The organism is Oculatella sp. LEGE 06141, from assembly GCF_015207605.1.
In the GTDB taxonomy this organism is placed as follows: Bacteria; Cyanobacteriota; Cyanobacteriia; order Elainellales; family Elainellaceae; genus Oculatella.
In genome coordinates, this window is sequence record NZ_JADEWO010000046.1 from 28,532 (window position 1) to 53,105 (window position 24,574).

The 24,574-nt window shown below is 48.2% G+C and carries 22 protein-coding genes, 1 pseudogene and 1 riboswitch; of the genes and pseudogenes, 11 read left to right on the forward strand and 12 right to left on the reverse strand.

Annotated features, from left to right (window positions below; translation table 11 throughout):
• Positions 1-255 precede the first annotated feature (255 nt).
• The 5 genes and pseudogenes from IQ268_RS23945 to IQ268_RS23960 form a co-directional block, all read right to left on the reverse strand.
• Positions 256-441, reverse strand: a pseudogene (locus IQ268_RS23945) (cobalt ABC transporter ATP-binding protein); the annotation flags it as partial.
• On the reverse strand, positions 429-797 hold the full coding sequence (locus tag IQ268_RS23950) for a CbiQ family ECF transporter T component (protein ID WP_193884512.1): 369 nt from the start codon (positions 795-797) through the stop codon (positions 429-431). The pseudogene IQ268_RS23945 and the gene IQ268_RS23950, both read right to left, overlap by 13 nt.
• A 172-nt stretch (positions 798-969) precedes the next feature.
• Positions 970-1,115: riboswitch (cobalamin riboswitch) on the reverse strand.
• Between the two features lie 68 nt (positions 1,116-1,183).
• Entirely contained in the window at positions 1,184-1,309 is a 126-nt protein-coding gene (locus IQ268_RS33075; RefSeq protein ID WP_255527259.1) for a hypothetical protein, read from the reverse strand.
• 29 nt (positions 1,310-1,338) lie between these two features.
• Positions 1,339-1,626, reverse strand: a complete 288-nt coding sequence (locus IQ268_RS23955; protein WP_193884468.1) for a CPBP family intramembrane glutamic endopeptidase — start codon at positions 1,624-1,626, stop codon at positions 1,339-1,341.
• A gap of 210 nt (positions 1,627-1,836) precedes the next feature.
• Entirely contained in the window at positions 1,837-2,220 is a 384-nt protein-coding gene (locus IQ268_RS23960) for a nuclear transport factor 2 family protein (protein WP_193884470.1), read from the reverse strand.
• A 464-nt stretch (positions 2,221-2,684) separates the two neighbouring features.
• On the opposite strand from IQ268_RS23960, the gene IQ268_RS23965 reads away from it, so the two are divergent.
• The 10 genes from IQ268_RS23965 (at position 2,685) to IQ268_RS24010 (ending at position 10,111) form a co-directional block, all read left to right on the forward strand.
• Complete coding sequence (locus IQ268_RS23965) at positions 2,685-2,927, forward strand: hypothetical protein (RefSeq protein WP_193884472.1); 243 nt, start codon at positions 2,685-2,687, stop codon at positions 2,925-2,927.
• Between the two features lie 139 nt (positions 2,928-3,066).
• Positions 3,067-3,315: a hypothetical protein gene (locus IQ268_RS23970; protein ID WP_193884474.1), complete on the forward strand. Its 249-nt coding sequence runs from the start codon at positions 3,067-3,069 to the stop codon at positions 3,313-3,315.
• Positions 3,316-3,569: 254 nt separating this feature from the next.
• On the forward strand, positions 3,570-3,818 hold the full coding sequence (locus IQ268_RS23975; RefSeq protein WP_193884476.1) for a hypothetical protein: 249 nt from the start codon (positions 3,570-3,572) through the stop codon (positions 3,816-3,818).
• 299 nt (positions 3,819-4,117) lie between these two features.
• Complete coding sequence (locus IQ268_RS23980) at positions 4,118-4,405, forward strand: bacteriocin (RefSeq protein WP_193884478.1); 288 nt, start codon at positions 4,118-4,120, stop codon at positions 4,403-4,405.
• A 645-nt stretch (positions 4,406-5,050) separates the two neighbouring features.
• Positions 5,051-5,290 (forward strand): hypothetical protein, encoded by a 240-nt coding sequence (locus tag IQ268_RS23985; RefSeq protein WP_193884480.1) that lies wholly within the window; start codon positions 5,051-5,053, stop codon positions 5,288-5,290.
• A gap of 122 nt (positions 5,291-5,412) precedes the next feature.
• Positions 5,413-5,667 carry a hypothetical protein gene (locus IQ268_RS23990; protein ID WP_193884482.1) on the forward strand — a complete coding sequence of 85 codons (255 nt, stop codon included), beginning with the start codon at positions 5,413-5,415 and terminating at the stop codon, positions 5,665-5,667.
• A gap of 276 nt (positions 5,668-5,943) precedes the next feature.
• Entirely contained in the window at positions 5,944-7,134 is a 1,191-nt protein-coding gene (locus IQ268_RS23995) for a phosphotransferase family protein (RefSeq protein WP_193884485.1), read from the forward strand.
• Positions 7,135-7,191: 57 nt separating this feature from the next.
• Positions 7,192-8,310: a T3SS effector HopA1 family protein gene (locus IQ268_RS24000; protein WP_193884514.1), complete on the forward strand. Its 1,119-nt coding sequence runs from the start codon at positions 7,192-7,194 to the stop codon at positions 8,308-8,310.
• Positions 8,307-9,359, forward strand: a complete 1,053-nt coding sequence (locus IQ268_RS24005) for an aldo/keto reductase (protein ID WP_193884487.1) — start codon at positions 8,307-8,309, stop codon at positions 9,357-9,359. Before IQ268_RS24000 ends, IQ268_RS24005 begins: the two co-directional genes overlap by 4 nt.
• A 5-nt stretch (positions 9,360-9,364) precedes the next feature.
• Positions 9,365-10,111, forward strand: coding sequence for a peptidylprolyl isomerase (locus tag IQ268_RS24010; protein WP_193884489.1), 747 nt, complete (start codon positions 9,365-9,367; stop codon positions 10,109-10,111).
• Positions 10,112-10,195: 84 nt separating this feature from the next.
• Here the strand turns inward: IQ268_RS24010 and IQ268_RS24015 are convergent, their stop codons facing one another.
• Positions 10,196-10,999, reverse strand: coding sequence for a peptidylprolyl isomerase (locus tag IQ268_RS24015; protein ID WP_193884491.1), 804 nt, complete (start codon positions 10,997-10,999; stop codon positions 10,196-10,198).
• Positions 11,000-11,770: 771 nt separating this feature from the next.
• On the opposite strand from IQ268_RS24015, the gene IQ268_RS24020 reads away from it, so the two are divergent.
• Complete coding sequence (locus IQ268_RS24020; protein ID WP_193884493.1) at positions 11,771-12,472, forward strand: calcium-binding protein; 702 nt, start codon at positions 11,771-11,773, stop codon at positions 12,470-12,472.
• 102 nt (positions 12,473-12,574) lie between these two features.
• Here IQ268_RS24020 and IQ268_RS24025 read toward each other — a convergent pair whose 3' ends face one another.
• The 6 genes from IQ268_RS24025 to ilvA form a co-directional block, all read right to left on the reverse strand.
• Positions 12,575-14,017, reverse strand: a complete 1,443-nt coding sequence (locus IQ268_RS24025) for an HlyD family secretion protein (RefSeq protein ID WP_228035672.1) — start codon at positions 14,015-14,017, stop codon at positions 12,575-12,577.
• Positions 14,018-14,156: 139 nt separating this feature from the next.
• Complete coding sequence (locus IQ268_RS24030) at positions 14,157-17,219, reverse strand: peptidase domain-containing ABC transporter (RefSeq protein WP_193884496.1); 3,063 nt, start codon at positions 17,217-17,219, stop codon at positions 14,157-14,159.
• Between the two features lie 56 nt (positions 17,220-17,275).
• On the reverse strand, positions 17,276-17,905 hold the full coding sequence (locus IQ268_RS24035) for a helix-turn-helix domain-containing protein (RefSeq protein WP_193884498.1): 630 nt from the start codon (positions 17,903-17,905) through the stop codon (positions 17,276-17,278).
• A 1,256-nt stretch (positions 17,906-19,161) separates the two neighbouring features.
• Positions 19,162-20,769 (reverse strand): B12-binding domain-containing radical SAM protein, encoded by a 1,608-nt coding sequence (locus IQ268_RS24040; protein WP_193884500.1) that lies wholly within the window; start codon positions 20,767-20,769, stop codon positions 19,162-19,164.
• A gap of 189 nt (positions 20,770-20,958) precedes the next feature.
• Positions 20,959-22,545 carry a B12-binding domain-containing radical SAM protein gene (locus tag IQ268_RS24045; protein WP_193884502.1) on the reverse strand — a complete coding sequence of 529 codons (1,587 nt, stop codon included), beginning with the start codon at positions 22,543-22,545 and terminating at the stop codon, positions 20,959-20,961.
• Positions 22,546-22,772: 227 nt separating this feature from the next.
• The gene (gene ilvA / locus IQ268_RS24050) at positions 22,773-24,284 is read right to left on the reverse strand and encodes a threonine ammonia-lyase, biosynthetic (protein ID WP_193884504.1); all 1,512 of its coding nucleotides are present in this window, start codon (positions 24,282-24,284) and stop codon (positions 22,773-22,775) included.
• Positions 24,285-24,574: the final 290 nt, after the last annotated feature.

A 24,574-nucleotide genomic window follows, 5' to 3' on the forward strand; every position in this document is an offset into this window, starting at 1 on the left:
ACTATTTCTCACACTATTAAGGAAAAATGACAGAGTTATATTCAGTCGCGGCGATTGTTTTGGTTGTCTATACATAACAGAATTCCAAGCAACGAACCAGCGGCTAGATTTCAGAGTTGAAATGGGAGTCGATGTTGAACCAAGAGTCCTTGCGCCTATATTGGTACGAGGAGTGCCAAGTAGTAGAGTTATTCAGCCCGTAAGCATGCAACTCTGCGATCGTTTTAGGGGGCGGTCGGCGATTGCGCCATGCTGCACAATCACCCAATTTGCCCAAGCATAGGCGAGATCGAGGTCATGAGTCGCCATCACAATCGTAGTACCGCTGGCATGGATGCGATCGAGTTCCTCAAATAAATGACGGGTTTGCAGTCGATCCAGATAGGCAGTCAGTTCATCCAGCAACAGCAACTCTGGTTGTAATGCCATCACGCCAGCCAGGAGTAAAGGTGAAAGTTTCCATTAAAACCACGGGCAGCTAATCCTAAAGAAAATTGCTGATACCGTTGCAGCGATCGCACCATTAATTGACTCACTAATAGTCCTGTACTGTACATCCACCGCTGGCGCGTTCGATAACCGCCTCGTGCCCGTTGTGCTAACTGGAGTTGCGTCAAGACATCGAGAAACAAAAAGATGAATCGATACATCAGTAGCAACAGATCAATTAGCACTGGAGGAATACGGCATTGACGCAAAATTGACAATAATTCTGCGGATGGAATGGTGAAGAGAATGAATAACAGACAAGCGATACAGGAGAGCGATCGCCGCCCCCAGAGCAGAAAAGGAAAGATAACCCACCAGAAAACAGCTCAACCGACAGGCAAAAACCCTTCCATGATGTGCATGGCATAGGCAGGCGGGGGCGAACCAACAACTAGATAACAAGTCAGCCCCGCCATCATCGCAAGGCTGAACCATTGATGCTTTTTCATATTCGTCTGTACCTCGCAGACTTCTAAATCGAAATGAGCTATCACATTCGGCGGGCATCCTGACTTAAAGAGATGAATCCCTTATTACAGTTGCGGGACAGTGGCAGCTTTGCACTACGCTTTCCCCCTTGCGTCTGGCGGCTGCTCCCCATCAAAACCGAATTTTTCAACACCACCACCGAATTCTCAAACAAACACCTTGGCTTAAGATAACGTTTGGCTTGAAGCATCCCCAGTCAACGACTCTATCTGCCGCCAAAATCCAGTAGATCCTGATTCTCCTGAGACAAATCAACCATCTGCACTCCTGCCAAGCGCATTCGTCCCTGGTTTCGGAGCCACAAAGGCAGCACATAGGTCATCAGTCCCATGATTTGGATAAATTACGTTGCCAGGTGGTTCAGGCCGCGCCAGCAAGCACCAGTGCCGGGACGGGGAGCAGGTTGACGACGGGAACGATAACGGCAGGCCAGATCGAGCGGCGGCGGCGGAAGACTTCGGCAGTGATGAGACCAACCACCAATGCGACAGGGAAGACGGTATTGATGCCGTGGGCGAGGGCGAAGATCAAGACGCTGCTCACGACTCCGAAGGACGAGCCATGACGGAGCAGGGCGGTGGTGATAACGCCCCGGAAGAGCAGTTCCTCGCCCAGGGGTGTAATGAGTCTCAAGAACACCGTGGCCATGATCAGCGACAGGAGATTGCCACTGCCACCTTCGTGGAGTGAGTTCCAACCCTCAGATTCTTGTGGCGATTTATCAGATTCTTAGGTCGTTAGCGAATCTGCTTTGGTGTCATTCCAGCGAGGTGTTTGAACTGTTGAGGACAGTTTGTCAGATTCTTATGGTGTTATCAAATCTGTTTGGGTGTCATTCCCTAATAGTGCGGACAGGATTCAGGAACCGAGGCCAGATGATGAAAGTGGACAGACCTCCATTGCTTGAATTAAGCCTTGCTCAATGGTGAAACGGTGACCAACATGTTCATCGGCAAGCACGGCTCCGGTCAGATCGCGCACGACCTGATGCACCTCGACCAAGACCTGCCCAGCATCCTCCGGGTGAAAGGCAATCGGCTCGACGTGTGGATTGATCTCGCTCCACTGCTCCGTCCAGTAAGCGCGGACTGCTTCAGTCCCACGGACAAAACCGCCTTTGAATGCCTTCGGCCAGGCCACGTCGGCAGTCATAAGGGCGAGAGCAGCATCAATGTCACGCGCGTTGAAGGCTGCGTATGCTGCGCGTAGCAGTTCGATTTCTAGTGCAGGTTGATCTGGCATCAGCAGGTGAAAGAAATGGGACAGTGGCTAACCACAATACTCCAGACAGTTCTGAGAAAAAAGGTTTAATACCCGCATTATACCGTTAGCGCTTAGCTTCGACCGTGAGGTTGAGACTCGCGTTATGCCACCAACAATTAAAAACCAAGGCGTTACTGGATATGCATAAAGCGATAGTTCTGCGTACCGCTACCACAATGTCGATCGCCGTTCCACAACTCTATGTATTGAGGACATAAGTTTTTTAGTTATGTCTGAGATGACCTGGTTTTAAGCCCGGTAGTGTAAGCTTTTTCCTCTAATTAGCAGAAGACATAACTCCTTAAATTATGTCTACAAATCGAATCAACTGACTTGATTATTCAATTTACATCTTGCACTATTGCTAATAGAAACGAGGCAATTCAAGCTGGTTTCTACTTCAACTTCATTTAATCTCATTAGTTCTAAAAAGGAGAAATCCAATGGCTAGTATCAATATTTCCGAACTGAATCCTGCTGGTTCCGGTTTATTTCATGATTCTGAAAGTTTCCTCAATGAACTGTCTGACAGTCAGACGATGGAACTAGTAGGTGCTGGCCGGAAGAAGGGCGGTGGATTCCTGGCTTATAGCAACTTGGGAATTTCCATCAGCGCTCAAAGCGTCAATGGTAACACTGTCAACGCCAATACCTATGGTAACTTCAACACCGCATACGTTGGCTAAGGGTGCAATTCAGTTTCTCTAATGAAGTAATTTAATGAACGTTAAGCTACTTCAATCAGAGAAATAGCTCACTTTTTTAGAGCTTACTTCAAGTTTCAGATCGATCGCATTACGACTCTTTAAAAAAAGGAGAAATCCAATGGCTAGTATCAATATTTCCGAACTGAATCCTGCTGGTTCTGGTTTATTTCATGATTCTGAAAGTTTCCTCAACGAACTGTCTGACAGTCAGACAATGGAATTAGTAGGTGCTGGTCGGAAGAAGGGCGGTGGATTCATTGCGGTAACGAATTTGGGTATTTCCATCAGCGCTCAAAGCGTTAATGGTAACACTGTTAATGCCAACACCTTGACGAATGTGAATACTGCAATCGTCGGCGGCTACTAGAATCCTGAAAATGACTGGAAACGATCTAACTTTTGGTTGTTTGCAGTAGGAAAAGAGGAAACATGATTTCTTCTGTAGCAAAGCCTGCCTGGTAGGCTTTGCTACTCCTCAATTTTGAAGTCAATAGCAGTGGAACAACGCGTCATTATTTGCTTTAGGTCTTCAAGTTGCTGGCAGAATGTCATGCTTCCAAACGTTTGTATTTATGCTTTATTTTCCTCAAGCTACGTTTTTTTAGTTAAGGAAACAAAGATATGGCTAGTATCAACATTTCCGAACTGAATCCTGCTGGTTCTGGTTTGTTTCAAGATTCTGAAAGTTTTCTAAACGAGTTGACAGACGACCAGAGCATGGAGATCTTTGGCTCTAAAAGAAAGGAAAAGCATGGTAAGAAGATCATCATTGTGACAAATATTGGCATTAGTATTAGCGTTCAGACTGTGAACGGCAATACGTTTAATGCCAATACACTAAGCAACGTTAATACGGCGATCGTTTGCTAGGCTTCAACTTCCCATTTTTTTATCGAAAAGCCAAAAAACGTAACCTATCAGCTCAGCGGTTTATTAGAGTAGGGGCAATCTGGAGGATGTCTTAACGGGTCTGATTCGTAGCCCGACACCTCTCAGAAAGCAGGCTACGTGCGTTTGTGCAAGGCAATCTGCCGAATGCTGTGCCCTTACAGGAAACATTGACTCTGGCTCAAACAGCCTCTTAATCCGCAAGCTGATAGGATACGCATCAATTAATTTGTCCAACCTTTTCTGCAAGGCCATTGCTTTTATTCGTTGGGAGGTTTTACATGGCTAGCATCAATGTTTCTAACCTTCACCCTGCTGGCTCTGAATTATTCTGTGATTCTGAGAGTTTCCTCAATGAGCTAACAGACGAAGAATTGACAGAAATAGAAGGCGGTTACAGGAACCACTTCTCGGCTAAAATTCCCCGGAGGCTCCTCAGGCTACTACGGCGCAGAACCAGAACAAATTTTGCGGCACTGAATGTAAATGGTTTTAGTAGCAATAACAGTATCAATGGACAAACAATGAATGCACAAACCGTTGGCAATGAAAATACAGTAGCCCCTTGATGATATTGGCAAATCCTTTCAGCGGGTGACAGATTTCGCTGCAATGAGTACTTTCGACTGTTCCTTTCATTGGCAATGATAGGTTCGTGTTGTTGTGGCAACGGCGAGAACTCTACAAGCGGCTTTAGTTGTTTTGTATCGTCGAATGATCTGCGAGCTAGCATCAATTAATAGTCCAAGAGCTCGTCAACAGAGAGTTGTCCCACCATCTTTACTCAAGCTGGTGAGGTTGTAGTCTACATCAGACGCTCTTTAGAGGATGGTTGAAGAGTATCAAATGTGCTGCATTCGCCCTCTAAACCTCTCAATTTTAGGGGCTTCTGAGCCGATGAAACAAATGCAAACCATCAAATCCCTCTCAGATATCTTAGTCCTTAAGTGTCTGTTAAAAAGGGTTTGTCTGTTGATTTATTACCAACATACTTCCTCTGTTACCAGCAGGGGAAAGTAAAAGTGATTTTGTCTGAATTGACTCCAAAGCACGATAAGTTAAAATACAATACTTCAAACGCAAATTGATATCTTAAAGTAAACTTTTTGAAATTCATTGAAAGCAAATCTATGTATCTATGTTAGTTTGATTTTGGTTGATTCAATTATCAACCAATTCAATTAAATCCATTCACTAACTCAGGAGTATTCCAAATGGCTAGCATTAAACTGACTGATCTTCATCCGGTTGGATCTGCTTTATTTCAAGACTCTGAAAATTTTTTGAATGAATTAACTGAGCATGAATTAGGGGTTTTAGGAGGAGGACGAAATATCTTTATATCCATCGGTGAAATCAAAGCTTCGATCTACGCTTTCACGCTTATTTCTGCCAACTCTAACACCATCAATGCTAATAGCATAAGTGCTATCAATACACTAGTTCTCAGATAGACTGAACGCTTTTAGTTGGTTTGTGAGTCTTTTTTCTTTGGCCTTGGCTGATTCTGACTCACAAACCAAGCCAGGTACTACTATCGGTTCTAACGTAAAAACAGCATTAGGAGGATAGGGATATGGTAAAGATCAAAATACCTACCTTGAATCGTGTCGGTTCTGAACTTTTTCAGGACTGTGAAACGTTTCTCAATGAATTGACAGATGATGAAACGAGCAGCGTGAATGGCGGCATACTATTGTCCCTCCCGTTTTTAGGTCAACTTAGGTCAGCCATTCGACCCAGAACGATTTTTAGTACTGTCAGCAATACAGTCAACGCCAACACCATCGGTAAAGTTAATACTGTGATTAAACGCCGCGATCGCCATTAAGCGATTGGGCACTTCACTTGAACAACGGCTTTCAGGACATAAAAGAGGAAGTTATGTCCTAAAAAAACTCCAATTCACTTGACTTTTAAGGGCGGTTTTTTAACACAATACAAGAAGCGTTTTCTACCCCCCTGGAAAACTACACCTATCCCACTTCATTCAGGGCACCTCGCCGCTTTACTCCCTCTCTTTTACAGCTTAGGTCTGGAATTTAACCGCTACTCCATTGGTTGGTTAATTCGACCCACCTTTTTAACCAAACAGAAAAATTTAAATATGACATTTCTACTAAGCTCCAAAAACGTTTTTGAATACTTACTTGAACACGGTGTTTGCACTCAAGAGCAGCGAGAATCTGTTCAGATTGAGCCGAAGCTTGCCAAAAACTTTAATTTACTGCTGACCTTATCAGAAGGACGGCAGATATTAGTAAAGCAAGAACCCCACAACCGTGATGGAAAAACGGCAGGTGAATTTTTGAGGGAGCGGCGAATTCACCAGTTTTTTCAGCAGTTTTCAGAGGTACGTTATTTGCAGAAGTGGTTGCCAGACGTTTGTCACTTTGATGCAGATCATTCCATCATTGTGATTGAATACCTGGACGATCATCGAGATCTAAGTGATTTTTATGTCAAGGAAAATGCTTTCCCAACCGCGATCGCCACTTCCATTGGTACAGTTCTTGCTACCATCCATCAACTAACGCTGAATCAGCAGAGCTACCACAATTTTTTGTCCCATCAGCCGGATAGCGCAGAACCAGCCAGCCCCCAGATTCCCAACCTCACGCTGGGGCTAGAACGAATCGCTCCTGAGGTCTTTGGTCAGGTTCCCATTGATGGACTAAGATTCTTTGCGCTTTATCAACGCTATGATAGCCTGCCCCAGGCTATCATAGCGTTGAGCCAGTCGTTTAAGCCTTGTTGCCTGACCCATAATGATCTCAAGCTTAACAATATTCTTTTACCCAATGACTGGGAAGCGGCTAACAACAGCTCAGGCGATGGAAAGGACTTAATTCACCTCAGGTTGATTGATTGGGAGCGTGCCAATTGGGGAGATCCAGCGTTTGATTTAGGATCAATCATTGCCAGCTATTTAGGAATGTGGTTGGGTAGCCTGGTAGCCAGCAAATCGATGGCGATCGAAGAGTCGTTACGTCTGGCTATGATTCCACTGGATACCATTCAGCCGACATTGGTAGCCTTGCTTCGTGCCTACTTTGCTCAGTTTCCAGAGATGCTAGAGTATCGCCCTGATTTCTTCCGGCAGGTCATGCAGTTTGCGGGGTTGGGGTTAATTCAATCAATTTTGTCTATGATTCAGTATCAAAAAACATTTGGCAACACAGGTGTTTGTATGCTCCAGGTGGCAAAAACCTTGTTGTGCCGTCCCCAAGATTCTATCCCCACTGTGTTCGGCGTTGCGGAGGCAGAACTCACCCAGACTCACCTTATCCTGGCCTGATGATGTTCATCATTGCTCCAATTATTAGCCCCATGTTTGCAGGCAGGTACACCTATGATGCAATTGCTCAATTCCTGGCAGAACCAGCGGCTGGATCAGCTACCTGATCAACTTCAAACCGCGTTAGAAGATATCGTTCACCAATTGCAAATTGACTCTACTTTTTGTATTCGTCATCCTGCTTATAAACCGTTAGAACTTCCCGATGACGCGATCGATCGCTTTCAGCAATTGCCTGCCGACTTGCAGCATAAGTACCTCAGTCTGCAACTGCGAAGTTTTTTGTATGGCATTTATTACAACGGTGCCTATAAGGAAATCCTGACCCTTGATGCCGATACCGACGACTCAATGCTGCATCAAAATCTGGAAAACAATACCTTCCAGGGAGTTGATCTTGCCTTCTATGAACGGCTCCACCAAAGCAACCGGGGAACAGGCTACTTTGATCTAGGTTGGCAAATCGTGAGGCAGGAAGATGAGACTCACTGGGTGGTGTTTAAAAATGGGTTGACGCTTCATATTGAGCGCGATCGCCACTTACAACCCCACGACCATACGGCAGCGATCGGTGATGCCGTTGCGATTCGCCTGCCTCGCAATCGGCTGCAAAACGGATTCTATATGGCGATCGGCAATACCAATCCATCCAGGGAGCATCACGAGCGATCGCCCCAAACCGTGCGAATTTACTTCAATTTAAGTCCGGATGGAGCGGTTGCCGTCATGGATAGCCTCACCCAGCAACTGAATGAGCAATGCCTTCCCTTCTCATTCAAAGTATTGTATAACCCGTCAGATTATGGCCGCTACGACTCGGGAGTGCTCTATTTTGACAAAGGCTATTACCAGGCCGTGAAGCGGGTGCTGCAAGCGGTTTATCTGGAACACCAGCTCCACTTTCGCCCAGAGGTACCTCTGTTTACAAAGCAGCTCGCGCCGGGACTTGCTCTTGCCGAAGAACCCGATCAGAAATTTGCCGATCAAGAAAGCTTTGGCATGAACCGTTGTCAAATAGTAGCAGATGCTTTGTTAGAAGCGCGACATCAGGAAAAGACTGCTCCGGGCGATCGAATGGCAGCTATTTTTACCCAATTTTCTACGTTAGGCATTGAACTGTGGCGTTCCCACCTCAATGCCAGCTCCGACGATATTTATACTCCGTTAGACCTATGAAGCTCACCGATTTAACAACGCCTGCATCACCAACCGTCTCTACACCTGATGCGGTCATAACGCCACAGTCTGAATTAACGCTACCTTTCTACCGCAAACTGGGACATACCGATTTGACCGTCAGTTGTTTAGGACTGGGTGGAGGAGGACACATTTCCAGTGAGGACACGCTCTACGCCTTTGATCAGGGAATCAATTTCTTTTTTTACTCCAGCGATTTGCATCACTACCTTTATAGTTCCATGTCAAATGCGTTGCGCCAATTGTGCGGTCGCAAATCTTCCGTCCGAGAACAGGTCGTTCTGGCAACCGTCACCTACATCGTCAAAAATCCCGATGGCATATTAGCCTCCTTACTCGATCAGTTTATCGAACTAAACATTGATTACATTGATATTTTCTTTTGGGGATGGATTGACACCGACAATGCGAACGATTTCCAGCAATGCATGAATGCCTCCAACGACCTGCGAGGGCCAAACACGGTTTACCAGCGCACCATCGAGCGCATGTTTACCACCTCAGAGCGGCTGAAAAAGATGGGCATTGTTCGCTATATTGGTGCTTCGTTTCACAACCATGACCTGGCTCGCGAGTGGATCAATAGTCCCTTATTGGATGTGGTTATGGTTCGTCATAACGTCGCCCATCGCGGTGCCCAGCGCAAGGTTTTTCCCTATCTCGATCGCCAAAATCCTCAACGTCCCGGTATGGTTACTTTCAAATCGGCTGGAATGCAAACTCTGCTGGGGCAGATGCCTCCGGGATTGCCAGCGAACTGTTGGCAACCGTCCATACCCGATTTATACCGCTATTCCCTCAGCCAGGATGGTGTCGATGTCTGCCTCACCGGACTAACCCAGCGTGAAGAGGTTGATGCCGCCATTCAGAGCGTTCAGCGCGGTAAGTTGACCCCTGCTGAAGTTGATTATCTCAACCTCTACGGTGACTTACATCGCAATCAAATTAAAGCCCGTGATATTCCTCCTGAGCGCTTGCTGTATCAGCCTGCGATCGCCATCCCCACTTCACCAATCACCGCTCTTTAACCACCATGATCGAAACATTTGTTGCTAACAATCGGTTATTTCCTGACAAGTCTCCAGCAACGGCTGAAGACATCCTGACCTACCTGAAGTACTCGTGCCAATTTGCTGAAATAGCGGCTTCAGCCGAACGAGATGCTGTAATCCTGAAGCTATGCGCTCAGTTTGGCGTAACGGTTACAGAGGATGAGTGGCAAGCTGCTGGAGATGTATTTCGCTTAGAACACAAGCTATTGGGTATTGCTGAAACCCAGACATGGTTAGCCCAACAGCGAATGACCGTAGAAGAATGGTCAGAAGGCGTTAGAATCGCCTTACTCACGAAGAAGCTAAAAGAACATCTTTTCGGCACGGCGATCGATGGTCACTACATTAGCAATCGTGAGGAGTATAAGCGGGTTGCCCTATCCCAAATCTTAGTGCTGGATTTAACGGATGCATTCAAAATTGTGCAAGCGCTCAGGGAGGAAAAAGACTCCTTTTGTTCATTGGCTTTATCTTACTCCAAAGGAAAGCAGTCGCAGGAAAACGGCGGTTTTGCCGGAATTCACTTTTTAGCAGAATTGATGCCTGAACTCGTCCAGGCTATTTCTGCGGCTACCGAAGGAGATGTGGTTGGCCCAATTCACACCAGGTTGGGCTATCACATTCTTCGAGTTGAGAAATGGTATCCCACTGAATTAACGGATTCCGTCAGAGACCAAATCTTAGAATCGCTATTTCAAGAGTGGTTGGAGGCATCTGCCGACGATTAACCTCGCTCCTGAAGCGGCATTTCTCACAGCTTATAAGGGGCATAGCTCAGTCTATGCCCCTCTGTATTGAATTAATTGCTGTTCTCACCTCGGATCAATGGTCATGATGGGTTTGCTGTGCGTTGAAACCGTCAGATCCTTAGGAGGTGAGTCTTCAAGGTGAATATCAACCTCGATTTGTTCCGTCTGCTGTTTGAGCCACGCTGAAAACAAATCGGCCAGAATTTGGGTATGGAGTTGGTCATTCAACTCAGGTTGAATGATTTCTTCTACCAGAATGAGATGCACGTCTTTTGAGGTGGCGATCGGCTTCAGAATTTGAGGAGGAGTGGCCGCAAAAACAGCAGCCGAAATCTCTGGCTTTAAATCCGAGCGGCGCAGAATCCCTCGATATCCTGCGGAACGGCGCAGTGCTGGTTCTTGAATGTACTGACGAGCAACCTCATGAAAGCTCGTCTCACCTTCTTGCACGGCATAAAAAAGCTCGATCGCCAAATCTTCATCTGGTAAGACCACCTCATATACGGCTGCACCGACATAGTCTAGCTGATGCTCATAGAAAAAAGGCTCAACCTGCTTCCCAAACAAGTGTTGCGCCAGTTTGCTGCTGAGGGCGTTGGTACACACTAATTCTTCAAAATCATCCAAATTCAAATGATGCTTTTCTAGCCACAGCCATGTATCATTCGACTCGTAAAGTTGATTTGCCAACCGAAAACTGTCTGCGGCCTGCTGTAACTCGGCCAGCGTTACTGTAATACCCTGTGCTGCTGCTGTAGAAGCAATAATTTTGCAGTGAATAGCTCCTTCAATAAAAGTAGGCAGTTGGCAAGAGAGTTGAATATGCTTAAAAATTTCGTTGCGGTCAATACTAATTGCTTTTACCATAGTACTTCTACTGTTAAAGGCTATTTACAGAATTCGCACTATTTCTATTAAAAAGTGAAGGTCAAATTTGACTACACCCATATGAGGGAGAAGAGGCTGAACAATCATGAATTAACTTTAAATGCCGTCAAATCATTGAATACTCCTATTATGTGGGTGCTTAATTAGGAATTTTGTGAAGTTTTGATGAAGTCGTTTCCGTTAATTTTACCTTAGTAAATTATAATATCAATGCATGATTGAGAACAAGAAAGAGATTTTTTAATACTAAAAAAACGATCTTGCTTTATATCAGTTTAAAGATCTGTGTCCTCTTAAATCAACCTGATTGAACAACCTGCACCTAATAGCGGACTGGTCGTTGGTAGACGATGCCAGAATTAGATTGCAATCATCCTTTAACTTCTTAATCTAATAATAAGTCTATGGATTGATTGAGACATAAGTATAGAAGTTATGTCTAATAACATCGTCTTGGAATCTTGATATTTCAGATCAGATGTTAAAGAATCTAGAAATCAATTGAATGATTCAAAGAAGTATATAAACGATGGGGAGTCTGGGAGGACGGCTAAAAAGTGTTGGTTGTCACTTGAACCGCCCCCTTTTCTTGCTTGCCGCAGGTGTTAAGCTCCCAAGCTCTTTCTCCTAAGATTTGGCAACAGTTCATTCGTGACGCGAGAAAATATGACCCTACCTGCACTGCATCTATTATTGGGCGATCGAATTACAGGTGGCAGGGCTATAAGTGAGTAAAGGGAGAGAATCAAGATGGTAATTAATAGCGGACTGGAATCTGTCATTCTCATCGGCAATAGTGACAATACCCCTTTTCCTGCTGGAAGTTTGGGCGATGACATTCTTGTGGGCACTGAAGGCGATGATGAGATTGACGGTAGAGACGGTAACGATATCATCGACGGCAGCGGTGGCAACGACACTCTGTTTGGCGGCTCAGGCGATGATATTCTCACGGGTGGTGCAGGAAACGATACCCTCGATGGGGGAGAGGGAAACGATTTACTCACTGGCCTTGGTGGTAACAATATCCTCTCTGGCGGTACAGGGGACGATGTTTTAACGGGGGGCGGCATTTCTTACATCACCACAGATCAGAACGCCAGCCCGATCGCCCTTGTAACCGATGCCACCGGAGTCAACACGCTAACAGGTGGTGACGGTGCCGATCGCTTTGTATTAGGCGGCAAATCACAGTCTAATCCAGACTCCGATCCTCCAGTGATTCATTACGATGAATCTGGTGATAGTGACTATGCCCTCATCACTGACTTTGATGCCAGCCTGGATCTCATTGAGCTAGGTGGTGAAAAAGCTAACTACCGCCTGGGTGCATCCCCGGCAACGCTACCTAACGGAACAGGACTCTACGTTGGCGATGAGCTAATTGCTATTATTCAGGGCAGCTCTAATCTTGATCTAAACGCTGATTATTTTCGTGCTTCAGGCGGTTAAGGGGCTGTACTGAAAGGAGTGAGCAATGATGAGATGAAAAAGAGCGATCGCACCCACGATCGCTCTTTTTGGGTGGGCTGATCAGCCAAAACAGGGTTCAGCTCATAGCTCCAGCCCCCCCTCCTGTAATTTCTTGAACGGATCCAGGATAAAATCAATGACTCGACGCTGTCGAATAATTAACTCTGCCGTAGCGGTCTGTCCTGGAGTAAGGGCAACTCTACCATTAGGCGTGTCAATGTAGAGGCGATCGAGTGCAATCTTCAGGTCAAACACTTCCATCTGTCCCTGCTCGGATTTAACCACTTTAGAACTGGGTGAGATCCAGTTCAACCGCCCTGAAACCACACCATAATCTTGAAACGGGTAAGCATCAAACTTAACTTTGACTGGCATTCCCACCTTGAGGAATCCGCTCTCCTGGCTAGAAATGTGAGCCTTGAGAATGAGCGGCGTTCCCTGTGGCGCAATTTCAGCTACTAAATCGCCAGGATTGACCACATCCCCAACTCCCTCAGCTAGTAGTTCAAACAGCACACCATCAATGGGAGCATGTAGTACCCGTTGCCGGAGCTGAAATTCCAGCGAGTGAATCTGTTGACGGGTTTGAGTCACTTCCGCCTTGGTATCGGTGATTTGCGTTTGCAGCTCTTCAATTTGTTTCTTACTCTCCAAAATGGCGAGTTCACCCTGGCGAAGCAGTCCTTCATAGGTGCTTTTTTGTCGCTCAATCTCTACCTGAGACTTTTGGATATCTGAGTGCGTTTGCTCTAATCGCTGTTGGCTTTGAATTAAGGAGCGCTCTGCCTCTTCAACTTGCAGAAGCGGCACAACCCCCGATTCCTGAGCGGTTTGCAGCCGTTCTGCCGTATGCCGATCTTTGTCTAATAGTTCTTGCGCCAACTGGTAAGCCGTTTCATTAAAATCAAGCTCTTGTTGGTTCTGCTCGACCTGAGCTAATTGGGCGGCAGCTTGCGCTTGATTCTGTAATTCTTGCGTACGAGTCGTGAGTTCTAGCTGGTTTTTCACCAGTGCCAGTTGAGTCAGGCGATCGAGTGCCCCATTCAGCTTGGCTTCCGCTTGTTGCCGTTCAGCACGCAGGACATCGGAGTCTAGCTCCATTAAAACCTGTCCTACCTGTACGGTCTCTCCTTCTTTGACCTTAACTGCTGTGACCGTTCCAGACACGGGCGCATCAAGTTGCAGAACTTGAGATTGAGGCTCTAGCCGACCACGTGCGCTTCCCGTTTCTTCCACGTTGGTGAACATAGACCAGGGCACCACAACGGCAGCAGAGACGGCTAGCAGGTACAGTATGCCGCGAGTCCAGGCTTTGGGCAGGGCATCTAGCAAATCTTGAGTCACGTGCGACCAGTCTTGCTCTGGCAGTGCGGATGCAGTGGGTAGAGCAGGATGGGGCGGCTCCTCAGACCTGGCTCGATCGTCCGATGAATGCGTCGATCCGTTACGGCTCAACCCCTCTTGGTTAGGAGGAAGCAGGATACTTGAACCGGATAGAGTTGGCTCAGCTTTTTTGCTGTTCATTGTCTAAGACCTGCGATCGCTAAGAAAAATTGGATGGTATAAGAACCGGGAAAAAGGCAGGAGTTATTCAGTCTCGTCGGGGGGTTTAGCGCCTGCGGCCAGCCAGAAAAGGGGACGGTTCGAGTAACGCTCAGCCCCTTTAAGCAGCAGTAACCAGTTGTTGCTGGTTGAGGTAAAAGTATTGCCCCCCCTCAGCCATTAATTCGTCGTGCGTTCCAGCTTCGACCAGAACACCTTTATCCAGTACCAAAATCAAATCAGCTTGACGCACTGTAGAAAGGCGATGGGCAATGATGAGTGTCGTTCGTCCCTTTAAAAAGCTGTTGAGATTGGTTTGAATGATCCGCTCAGATTCAGCATCCAGATTACTGGTGGCTTCATCCAAAATGAGCAGCCGGGGATTGCCTAATAGCGCCCGAGCGATCGCCAGCCGTTGCCGTTGCCCTCCTGATAAAGAGCCGCCGCCTTCACCAATTTGGGTTTCGTATCCCAGGGGCAGTTGTTGAATGAACGGATCGGCTCCGGCCTGTCGAGCTGCTTCAATGATCTCTTCTAGCGTTGCTTCTGGATGACCAAGACTGATGTTTTCTCGAATGGTGTTGCCAAATAGAAAGGTATCCTGATCGACCACACCAATTTGCTGTCGCAGCGATCGCCGTGCAATCGTCGTGATATCATAACCATCAATCAAAATTTTGCCGTCTGTGGGTGTATACAGGGCTAAAACCAGTTTGGCAACGGTGGTCTTTCCCGATCCACTGCGACCCACGATCGCAACTGTTTGTCCGGGTTGCACCTCAAAACTCAGGTTTTCCAGCACATTAATCGTGCTTTCTGGATGATAGCGAAACGTAACGTTTTCAAAGCAAATATGACCGTGAACCTGGGGCAGGCGTTGATAGGCTTGCGGTTTCCAGCCTTCTTCCGGCTCTGCTTCCAAAACGTCATTGATTCGCTCAACCGCAATCACCACTTCCTGAAACTCATTCCACAAAACGGTGAGCCGTTGAAACGGATTAATCACACTGCCTAGCAACATATTAAAGGCAACTAATTGCCCAATAGTAAGCTGGTTGCGAATCACCAGCCACGCCCCAAACCACAGAAGCGCCGTTGTCGTCACCATTTCAATGGTGGCACTCAGAATCTGTAGCTGATTGCTGATCACCTGTCCACTGAAGGTCGTTTTAATGGATTTGTTGAGCAGTTCCTCCCAGCGCCAGCGCACCGTCTGCTCAACCGCCATTGATTTTACAGTACGGATGCCGGAAAGAGCCTCAATTAAAAAGCTACTCTCGGTCACCAGTGCATTAAAAATTTCGCGCGAGATTCGTTGTAAGAACGGCGTGGCAATTAACGCTAGTAAGAAGAATAGAGGCACTACTACTAACACCAGCAGGGCTAGCTGCCAGCTATACCAAACCATTAGCCCTACATAAACAAATACAGTTAACAAATCGAGCAAAATGGATAACGCTTCACCCGTCAAAAATCGCTGGATTTTGAGATTTTCCTGAACGCGGGAGACAATATCCCCCACATAGCGAGATTCAAAGAAGCTAAGCGGTAAGCGAAATGTATGTTGAATAAAGCCGACCACCAGAGCCAAATCAACGCCACGGGCAGTATGGTCGAGCAGGTATTGCCGTAGACCACTCATGGCAACACGAAATATGCCAAAGATTAACAATCCCAGCCCCACTGCCGTCAACGTCAGCGTGCTGCCCTGAACCACTACCCGATCCAACAGCAGTTGGGTAAACACAGGGGTAATGAGTCCAAAGAGCTGAATCAAGACAGAGGCCAAAAACACCTCTAGCAGAACCACTCCGTGAGGCTTAACCAACTCGAAGAACTGCCAGAATGTCTGTTTGGCTTCTTCGGCTTGCTGCAACAGCGCTGTTGGCTGTAACAGCAAGGCATAGCCCGTCCACCCCTGCTTAAATTGGGCGTGACTGAGGACTCGCTGACCAATGGCCGGATCGCCAACAATCACCCGATCGCGCGTTACTTCATAGACAACAATGTAATGATTGCCTTCCCAATGAACGATCGCAGGCAAGGGCTGTTTGGCTAGCTGATCCAAACTAGCTTTAACGGGGCGTGTAGAAAACCCAATGGTTTCGGCAGAAGCCGCTAACCCGCGAAGCGACGCTCCATTGCGGTCAACATTAGCCATGTCTCGCAGGCGGTTGACGCTAAAGCGCTTATTCCAATAGCGACCAATCATCACCAGGCAAGCTGCACCACAATCAGAGGCACTTTGCTGGGCATAGAAAGGGTAGCGTCGTGTTACCTGTTGCCACCAATGCCCAACTTTCATTTGTGGGCTAGGAAAGTAAGCAGAGTGGGGCGATCGCCGCTGTCGTGGAGGCGATGGAGGCGTTAACCGGGACTGGAGCGATCGCCGCGCTACTGGGGTTGGCTGAACAACAACGGACTGTAGCCAATTCTCCTCAATTTGCTCAGCCAGTTGGGGGGCATAGGGCAGCACCATTTGCCAATCTGCATCGTTTAAGGTGTATAGCTCAGTTGCATAAGTAACTTGCCAGGGGGCAGGTTCAGTTAAACGAGAAGGGAGATACACATTGCCAGCTTGCAGCCGTGTTCCTGATGGGTGCAACAACTCGCCATGATGAATCAGCCACAGCTTTTGATGATGCAGATGACCTGGCAGGATGCCCGCCGCAAGGGAATGCCGCTGAAAAAACGGCAGCATTCGAGTTAATTCCCGCACAGGCACCTTTTGTAACAGCGGAGTCTGACGGCACAACAGCAACAACTCCCACAATGTAGCCTTCTGATATAGATGCGTGCTGATATCAGGATAGCGTTGCATCAATCGGTGCAGCGGTGATGCGGGAAGATAGCCAAGTTTTAGCTCAGCAGAAGCGCGAGCCGAATATGGCTTAAACAAGTCCTCTGGAAATAGCGTTAGCTCTCCAAAGGATTCCCCTACTTCCAGGGAAGCCAGCAACTCATCATTGGCATCTAGCAATCGCACTTTACCTGATAGCACAATATAAATACCAGGAGCCGCATCAGATTGCCAGAAGCGTTTGCCAGCAGCAGGTTGAATGATCTCAACGTGATGCGTGTAAGTAGAGCAGTCTTGAACAGAGAGGGCTTGCCCCAGCGTTTGAGCCAACAGTTGGGCAAGCTGATGATGCAATGGAAATTGAGCAGATGGATCGTGAAGCATACGCTTCTGCTCCTTCATTGAAGATATTGAAGATGATGTTGTATGAGTCCTGGTTGCTAATAGGATTTGGGGCTAAAGGGCCATAGCTTTAAAGATTCCGGCGGCGATTGGGATGATGCCGATGGCAAATTGCAGAAAACAATACCAGCAGTAAGGCCAGCATCCTCTGATGCAGGATGCTGGCCATTTCTGTTTGCATCGGGTTGTTGCTGCCGAGTGGAAAGTCCCATTTGTCTGAGCAGCCGATTGATGTGGCGAGGACTCACTTTGATATCAAACTCACGGTGTAGGTGTTTGCTGAGCCACTGCCCCGTCCACTGCCGAAATGAATAGCCATAATCGCGGGGGCTGCGGTTGGCCAATTCTTTCAGGCGATCGAGATAAGGCTCGTTAATCGTTTTAGGGCGACCAATCGGCAGGTCGTCCCAAGCATGAATGCGACCCGCCTGCACCATTGAAATCCAATAACGGGCCGTATCGTGAGAACACTGCAACGCTTCACAAATTTGGGTTTGAGATTGCCCCATATCGGCAAGCAACATGATTTCAATTCGACGGCGGTGCTCTGGCCGCAAATTGCTTTGCAGCTTATTCAACAGAAATTGCCGCTGAGTCGGTGATAAGAATACGCCTTGCTCTAGAGCAAGGCTCTCAGCGGGTAGGCGATCGCAGTAATATTCCAGCATAGAAATTCCATGAATGTTGAACTTCCTGATACATAGACATCATCACGAATCTGCTGCTAATACGGTTCATGACTTGATGAGGCGCAATTAGGCGCACTTCTCAGCAAACGCGAAAGTAAAAAACTAGACTTGAATCAAAACTGGATCTGAGTGTGCTGCGAACGTAATATTCAGTAGGGTTAGCAACGGTTAGCTGGTTTGAAGCGACAGCAATACAGCAGTCTGGAGACTAGACGGCTTCATTCTGCCTTCGCATTTTCAGACAATGTGAGTGTAGGCTGTTATCTCGTTAAGCTACTGTTCTAACGGTTGTTTAACCTAATTACATCAGTGATTAAATAATGTTCAATCTTGTGAATGCTAAAGCGAAATCTGGCTTGGGCTGCTCGATGCGGCTAATCTCCCTCACACCCCTACTGTTGCTTCTGTTAAGTCAGTCATTCTGCCCAATGGTGTTGAACCAACGGGCTTGACGGCATTGCCTGATATATAAAACCACCCATATCCAGCGAGAGTAAATGTTAAAAAAGTTACAGGGTTAATGCTGTTAATTTGCCGCATGCCGTATAAGTTGACTGACTATAACTCCCCATTCATTGCGTCTTGATTGTGGGGTTACGGGTAAACTTGGGCGCAAATATACATTGTCAAAATGGTCAAAAAGATGCGATCAAAATGGTTTGGCGAGAGAGAAACTCTACTAAAGCATTAATGGCCGGATTTGGAAGATAACTTTGAAGTTTTCATCATTTTTACTGATTTTTTGTTATTCCTGAACATTATTTTCACCACAGAGTAAGAAGAGCTGTCAAGTTTTTAACGTTGCTTTTGTAGACATAACTACTTCAATTATGTCTTTCACATACAGAGGTTTTGTAACCTAAGAATTGATGGGTCAACGCTCAGTTTGCCGACAATCAGTAGCGGTTCAATTCTACAGAGGTTGAGCCAGTTCTTGAGCGTTGACTTACAGCGGTTCTCAATCGAGTAAGCCACAGTCTCGCCAAGATGGGTGTGGGGTTTAGGGTTTAAGGCGTGGTGAATGGAAATGGCTGTAAGAGGATGAAGGTCTGATTAGTTACCCGATAGGTGTAGGGGCGAAGCATACTCTGCGAGAAGCAATCTACGAATCAGGATGGCTGGAACAACCGAGACATTGTCTACCGAATGCTTCGCCCCTACCGGGACGTAAAAGATACGTTTCAAACACCCTCTAACACGAGATGAATCAAACACGTCTCTACGGCAAATTAACGCTAAGCCGCAACATTCACCTCAGCAACTTGCTGACGTTCAGCAGGATACTGGCTTAAATACTCATTTAACTGCTGCTCGATCTGGCTCCGTACAATCTGGCGATAGTCCAGAAAATGCTCGGCCTGAGCACATACTGACAGATAATTGCCCACTACGGCGGGATAACGCACCGTCAGGCTAATCAAATTTACCCAGAACCGCCAGCGAGACTTGCGTACCACCCCCTGCCGCCAGCAGATGATGAGCAGCGCCCAAATCGTCGCCCAATTGACATCCGGGCTACCCGTAGAGTTGGTACGGGGATGTTCCTGCTGGTTGCGGCGATGTGCCTCTCCTAACACCAGAAAATGACGGTAGGTACGATTCAGCACTGTGATCGGGTCGTAGAGCGTCCAGAATGCCTGGACATACTCGTGGGCAATATCCTCCAACGGGCGAGTGGGCATGAAGTTCATTAGCGTCGCCTGGTGTCCGTCTCCCCGTTCCGATAGCAAGCGACCTTCACGCCCAAGGCGATGCCACAACGCTGTATCGGGCAATGCCTGTAACATGCTAAACATGGCGGTTGGAATCGCCGTCTGTTCCACAAACTGAGCGATGCGATCGCCCGCCCCCTTCTTTTCACCATCAAAGCCAATGATGAATCCGGCCATTACCCGCAAGCCTGATTGGGCAATCCTCATCACCGAATCCACAATTGGATCACGATTATTCTGATACTTTTTGGTTAATGCCAGACTGTCAGCATCAGGAGTTTCAATGCCTAAAAAGACTGCGCCAAAATTACAGTCCACCATCATCTGCATCAGTTCTGGATCTTGGGCTAAATCCACCGATGCTTCAGTCGCAAATGCAAAGGGATAGCCATTCTCCTCCTGCCAGCGCTTCAGGTCGTGCAGCAGCCGCTTAACGTTGCGTTTGTTGCCAATGAAGTTGTCATCCACCATAAAAATGCTGCGCCGCCAGCCCAATTCGTAGAGCCGCTGAAGTTCTGCAATGAGCTGATCTGGCGTTTTAGTGCGCGGCTTGCGGCCATACAGCACAATGATGTCGCAAAACTCGCACTGAAACGGGCATCCACGCGAAAACTGCACCGACATTTCGGCGTAGGCATCAAATTGCAGCAGGTCGAAGCGGGGAATGGGGGTATCGGTGACTGGAGGTTTTTCACCATTCGAGCGGAAAATCCCGGTGCGATCGCCCCGCTCAACCGCATCCACAAACAGCGGCAGGGTAATTTCGCCCTCATCCAAAATTAAGAAATCTGCCCCGGCAGTATTGGCTTCCTCCGGCAGCGCGGTAGGATAGGGACCACCCACCGCCACCCGCTTACCACGACGCTTCGCTTCTTGAATTTGCGCCCTAAAGTCCGCTTTTTGCACAATCATGGCGGATAGCAACACCAGTTCAGCCCACTCCCACTCGTCTGAAGTGACATCTCGCACGTTGCGATCGACCAGCTTAAACTCCCAGGTTTGGGGCAGAATGGCCGCGACCGTGACAATGCCCAAGGGGGGAAGCTGAGCCTTGAAGCCTACCAGTTCTAACGTTTTCTCAAACGACCAGAAACTTTTGGGAAACTGGGGATAAATCAGTAAAACGCGCATCTCAAAAGCCTCGTGTAGCGATCGTGTGCCAGGGCAAAAATAGGGCACCCAAACCAAGTGCCCGTATTTCTGTACCGTTTATCTAAACAGGTGTGTGATTATACACACACTTTACGCAAATCTAACACCCTGGTGATGGAGTCCAACCGTTAGCGCGATCGCTGGCTGAAGCATATGACGGCATCGCTGTTACACCGCAACCTTTGGCTTCACCTGAGCCTCCAGGGTTGCCTCCTCCTTTAAGAACTGAGATACCTGCTCCCCAATTTCGCGCGTCACAATTTCGCGGTACTCCAGGAAGTGTTCAATTTGGGCGCACACCGACAGGTAGCTGCTAATTCCGCCCGGATTATAACGCCACATGTTCCACAGATTGCGCCAGAACTGCCAGCGTGTTTTGCGTAGGGCACCCTGCCGCCAGCAGATGGTAAGGAAGGCTCGAATGGTTACCCAATTTACGGCCTTCTTCGATCGCTTCCCTTTCTTAGGATAGGTGGCTTCTCCTAAAATGCGGTAATGGCGATAGGCGCGATCGAGAAACTTTGCCGGGTCGTACAATCGGCAGAAGGCATCCACATACTCCTGAGCGATCTCCTCCAGCGGTCGCGTTGGCACAAAGTTCATCAACGTCGTCTGGTTGATGTTGGCCGACTTGCTGCGAAGCCGTCCTTCTTTTTCCAACCGATGCCAGAGAGCCGTATCGGGCAGGGCTTGCAGCATACTGAATAGCGCAGTGGGAATAGAGGTCTGCTCAACGAACTGCACAATGCGATCGCCCGCCCCTTTCTTTTCGCCATCAAAGCCGATGATGAACCCGGCCATTACCCGCAAGCCCGATCGCGTAATCGCATGAACCGCATCACTGAGCGAATCTCGCGTGTTCTGGTGCTTTTGGGTTAGCGTCAGACTGGCTTCATCGGGGGTTTCAATACCGAGAAACACCGCGCCAAAGTTGCACTGCACCATTGCATCCATCAATTCCTGATCCTGCGCCAGATCCACCGACGCTTCTGTGGCAAAGGAGAAGGGATACTGGTGTTCCACCATCCACGGCTTTAGCTCTTTCAGAAACAGCTTGACGTTGCGCTTGTTGCCGATGAAATTGTCATCCACCATGAAGATGCTGCGCCGCCAGCCTAATTCGTAAAGGCGATCGAGTTCCTTCAGCAGTTGATCGGGCGCTTTGGTGCGCGGCTTGCGGCCATACAGCACAATAATGTCGCAGAACTCGCACTGAAACGGACAGCCGCGCGAAAACTGCACCGACATTTCGGCATAGGCATCGAAGTCGAGCAGGTCAAAGCGAGGCACCGGAGTTGAAGTGACATCTGGCTTTTCGCCCCCGGCTCGGAAGATGCCGGATTCGTCGCCGCGTGCGATCGCCTCCACAAACAGAGGTAAGGTAATCTCCCCTTCATCCAGAATTAAATAATCGGCTCCAACGTCCGTTACCTCGTTGGGCAATGCGGTTGCGTAAGGGCCACCCACAGCGACCCGCTTTCCTTTCCGTTTGGCTTCTTGAATTTGATCGAGTAAATCGTCTTTCTGCACAATCATGGCAGATAAGATCACGAGATCAGCCCATTCCCACTCGGCTGCGGTCACATCACGCACGTTGCGATCGACCAGCTTATAGTTCCACGGTTGCGGCAAAATGGCAGCAACCGTGATCAGACCCAGCGGCGGCAACATGGCCTTGCGATCGAGCAGTGCCAGCGTTTTCTCAAATGACCAAAAGCTTTTGGGGAAACGAGGATAAAGAAGTAAAACATTCATTTTGAAAACCTCAAAGAAACCGCATCCCCTGGTTGGGCGAACGCTGAATAAAAATACGGGTGAAGTTGCTACTAACTGACGCAAACTACACCTTTCATTGACCTAGCTTACTGGGATTTTGTGCCTTTGGGCAGGAACCTGTTGATTTACAGCCCTTTTCGGGTTGCGATCGCGGCTAAACCAGCTCGCCCGCCTGGATGAATCGACCCAGCTTGCGACCGATCGCCCTATGCCAAAAACAGCTTGTATGCGGGGTTTTGGCTTTCATCCCAGTAGCGATCGCTCAGGGTTTCGAGAAAGGTTTGCCACTCTGCCATCTCGTGCGGCGGAACCTGGATGCCCATCACGATTCGTCCATAGTCTGCGCCGTTGTTGCGGTAATGAAACATACTGATATTCCAGTTTGGACTCATGGAACCAACAAACTTCATTAACGCCCCCGGACGTTCGGGAAACTCGAAGCGATAGAGCAGTTCATTATGAGCCAGGGGCGATCGCCCACCCACCATGTGCCGCAGATGCAGTTTAGTTAACTCATCGTCGGTTAAATCAATGGTCTTAAAGCCGCAGGTGCCAAAGGTCTGCGCCATTTTTGCCGCATCTGCCCGGTTTTCAATTTGCAGACCCACAAAAATATGGGCCTCGGCTGCATCGGCAATGCGGTAGTTGAACTCGGTTAAGTTGCGTTTGCCGATACATTCGCAAAACTTGCGGAGGCTCCCTCGCTCTTCCGGAATGGTGACGGCAAAAATGGCTTCGCGCCGTTCCCCCAGTTCGGCGCGTTCTGCCACAAACCGCAGGCGATCGAAGTTCATGTTGGCACCGCAGGCGACCGCCACCAGCGTTTGGTTTTCGATTTGCTCTCGTTCAACATAGGCTTTTGCCCCGGCGATCGCCAACGCCCCGGCGGGTTCCAGAATCGATCGCGTGTCTTCAAACACGTCTTTAATGGCGGCACAGGTATCATCTGTTCCCACCAGAATGATGTCATCAACATACTGCTGGCAGAGGCGAAAGGTTTCTTCTCCCACTTGCCGCACCGCCACCCCATCGGCAAACAAGCCCACCTGAGGTAACCGGACTCGATGCCCTGCCTTGAGCGATTGATACATGGCATCCGCATCGATCGGTTCTACGCCAATAATTTTGATTTCAGGGCGGATGCGCTTCACGTAGGCAGCAATGCCAGAAATTAACCCACCTCCGCCGATCGCTACAAAAATGGCATGAATCGGTTGTTGGCACTGGCGCAAAATTTCCATGCCAATGGTGCCCTGTCCGGCAATCACTGATGGATCGTCAAACGGATGAATGAAGGTTAAACCTTTTTCGGCTTCCAGTTGGCGGGCATGGGCATAGGCATCATCATAGGTATCGCCATACAGCACCACCTCGCCTCCCCTGGCTTTAACCGCATCGACCTTAACTTGCGGGGTCGTGACTGGCATGACAATCACAGCCCGTGTTCCTAAGCGGCTGGCACCCAGAGCCACCCCCTGAGCATGGTTACCAGCCGAGGCCGCAATCACCCCTTGAGCCAGTAAATCAGGCGGCAGTTGCGCCATTTTGTTGTACGCTCCCCGCAGCTTAAAGGAAAAGACCGACTGCATGTCTTCTCGTTTGAGCAGGAGTTTGTTATTCAACCGGGTAGACAGATTGGGCGCATGTTCCAGCGGCGATTCTTGAGCCACATCATACACACGAGCCGTCAGAATGAGTTGCAGGTAGTCGCAAAGCATGGGGTAAAGATGGCAACGCAGGGTGTGAAGAAATTTTACCTTTTCCAGGCAGAAGGTTCACACCGTCCCGAAGGGCGGTGCTGAGATGAATGCCGCGCCAATCGGAGCGGATGCGGAGATTGGCAATAATCTATCAGACTCAACCGAGATCCTTACATCCGTCTGTACTCTTGTTTATGGTAAAGTGTGCCCACAAGATTTGAGTCTTGCCGCTCATGATTGTTCTGGAAACCAAGCTCAGAGGTAATCCAACTCAGTTTGCGCTGCTCGATGATGCGATTAGAACAGCT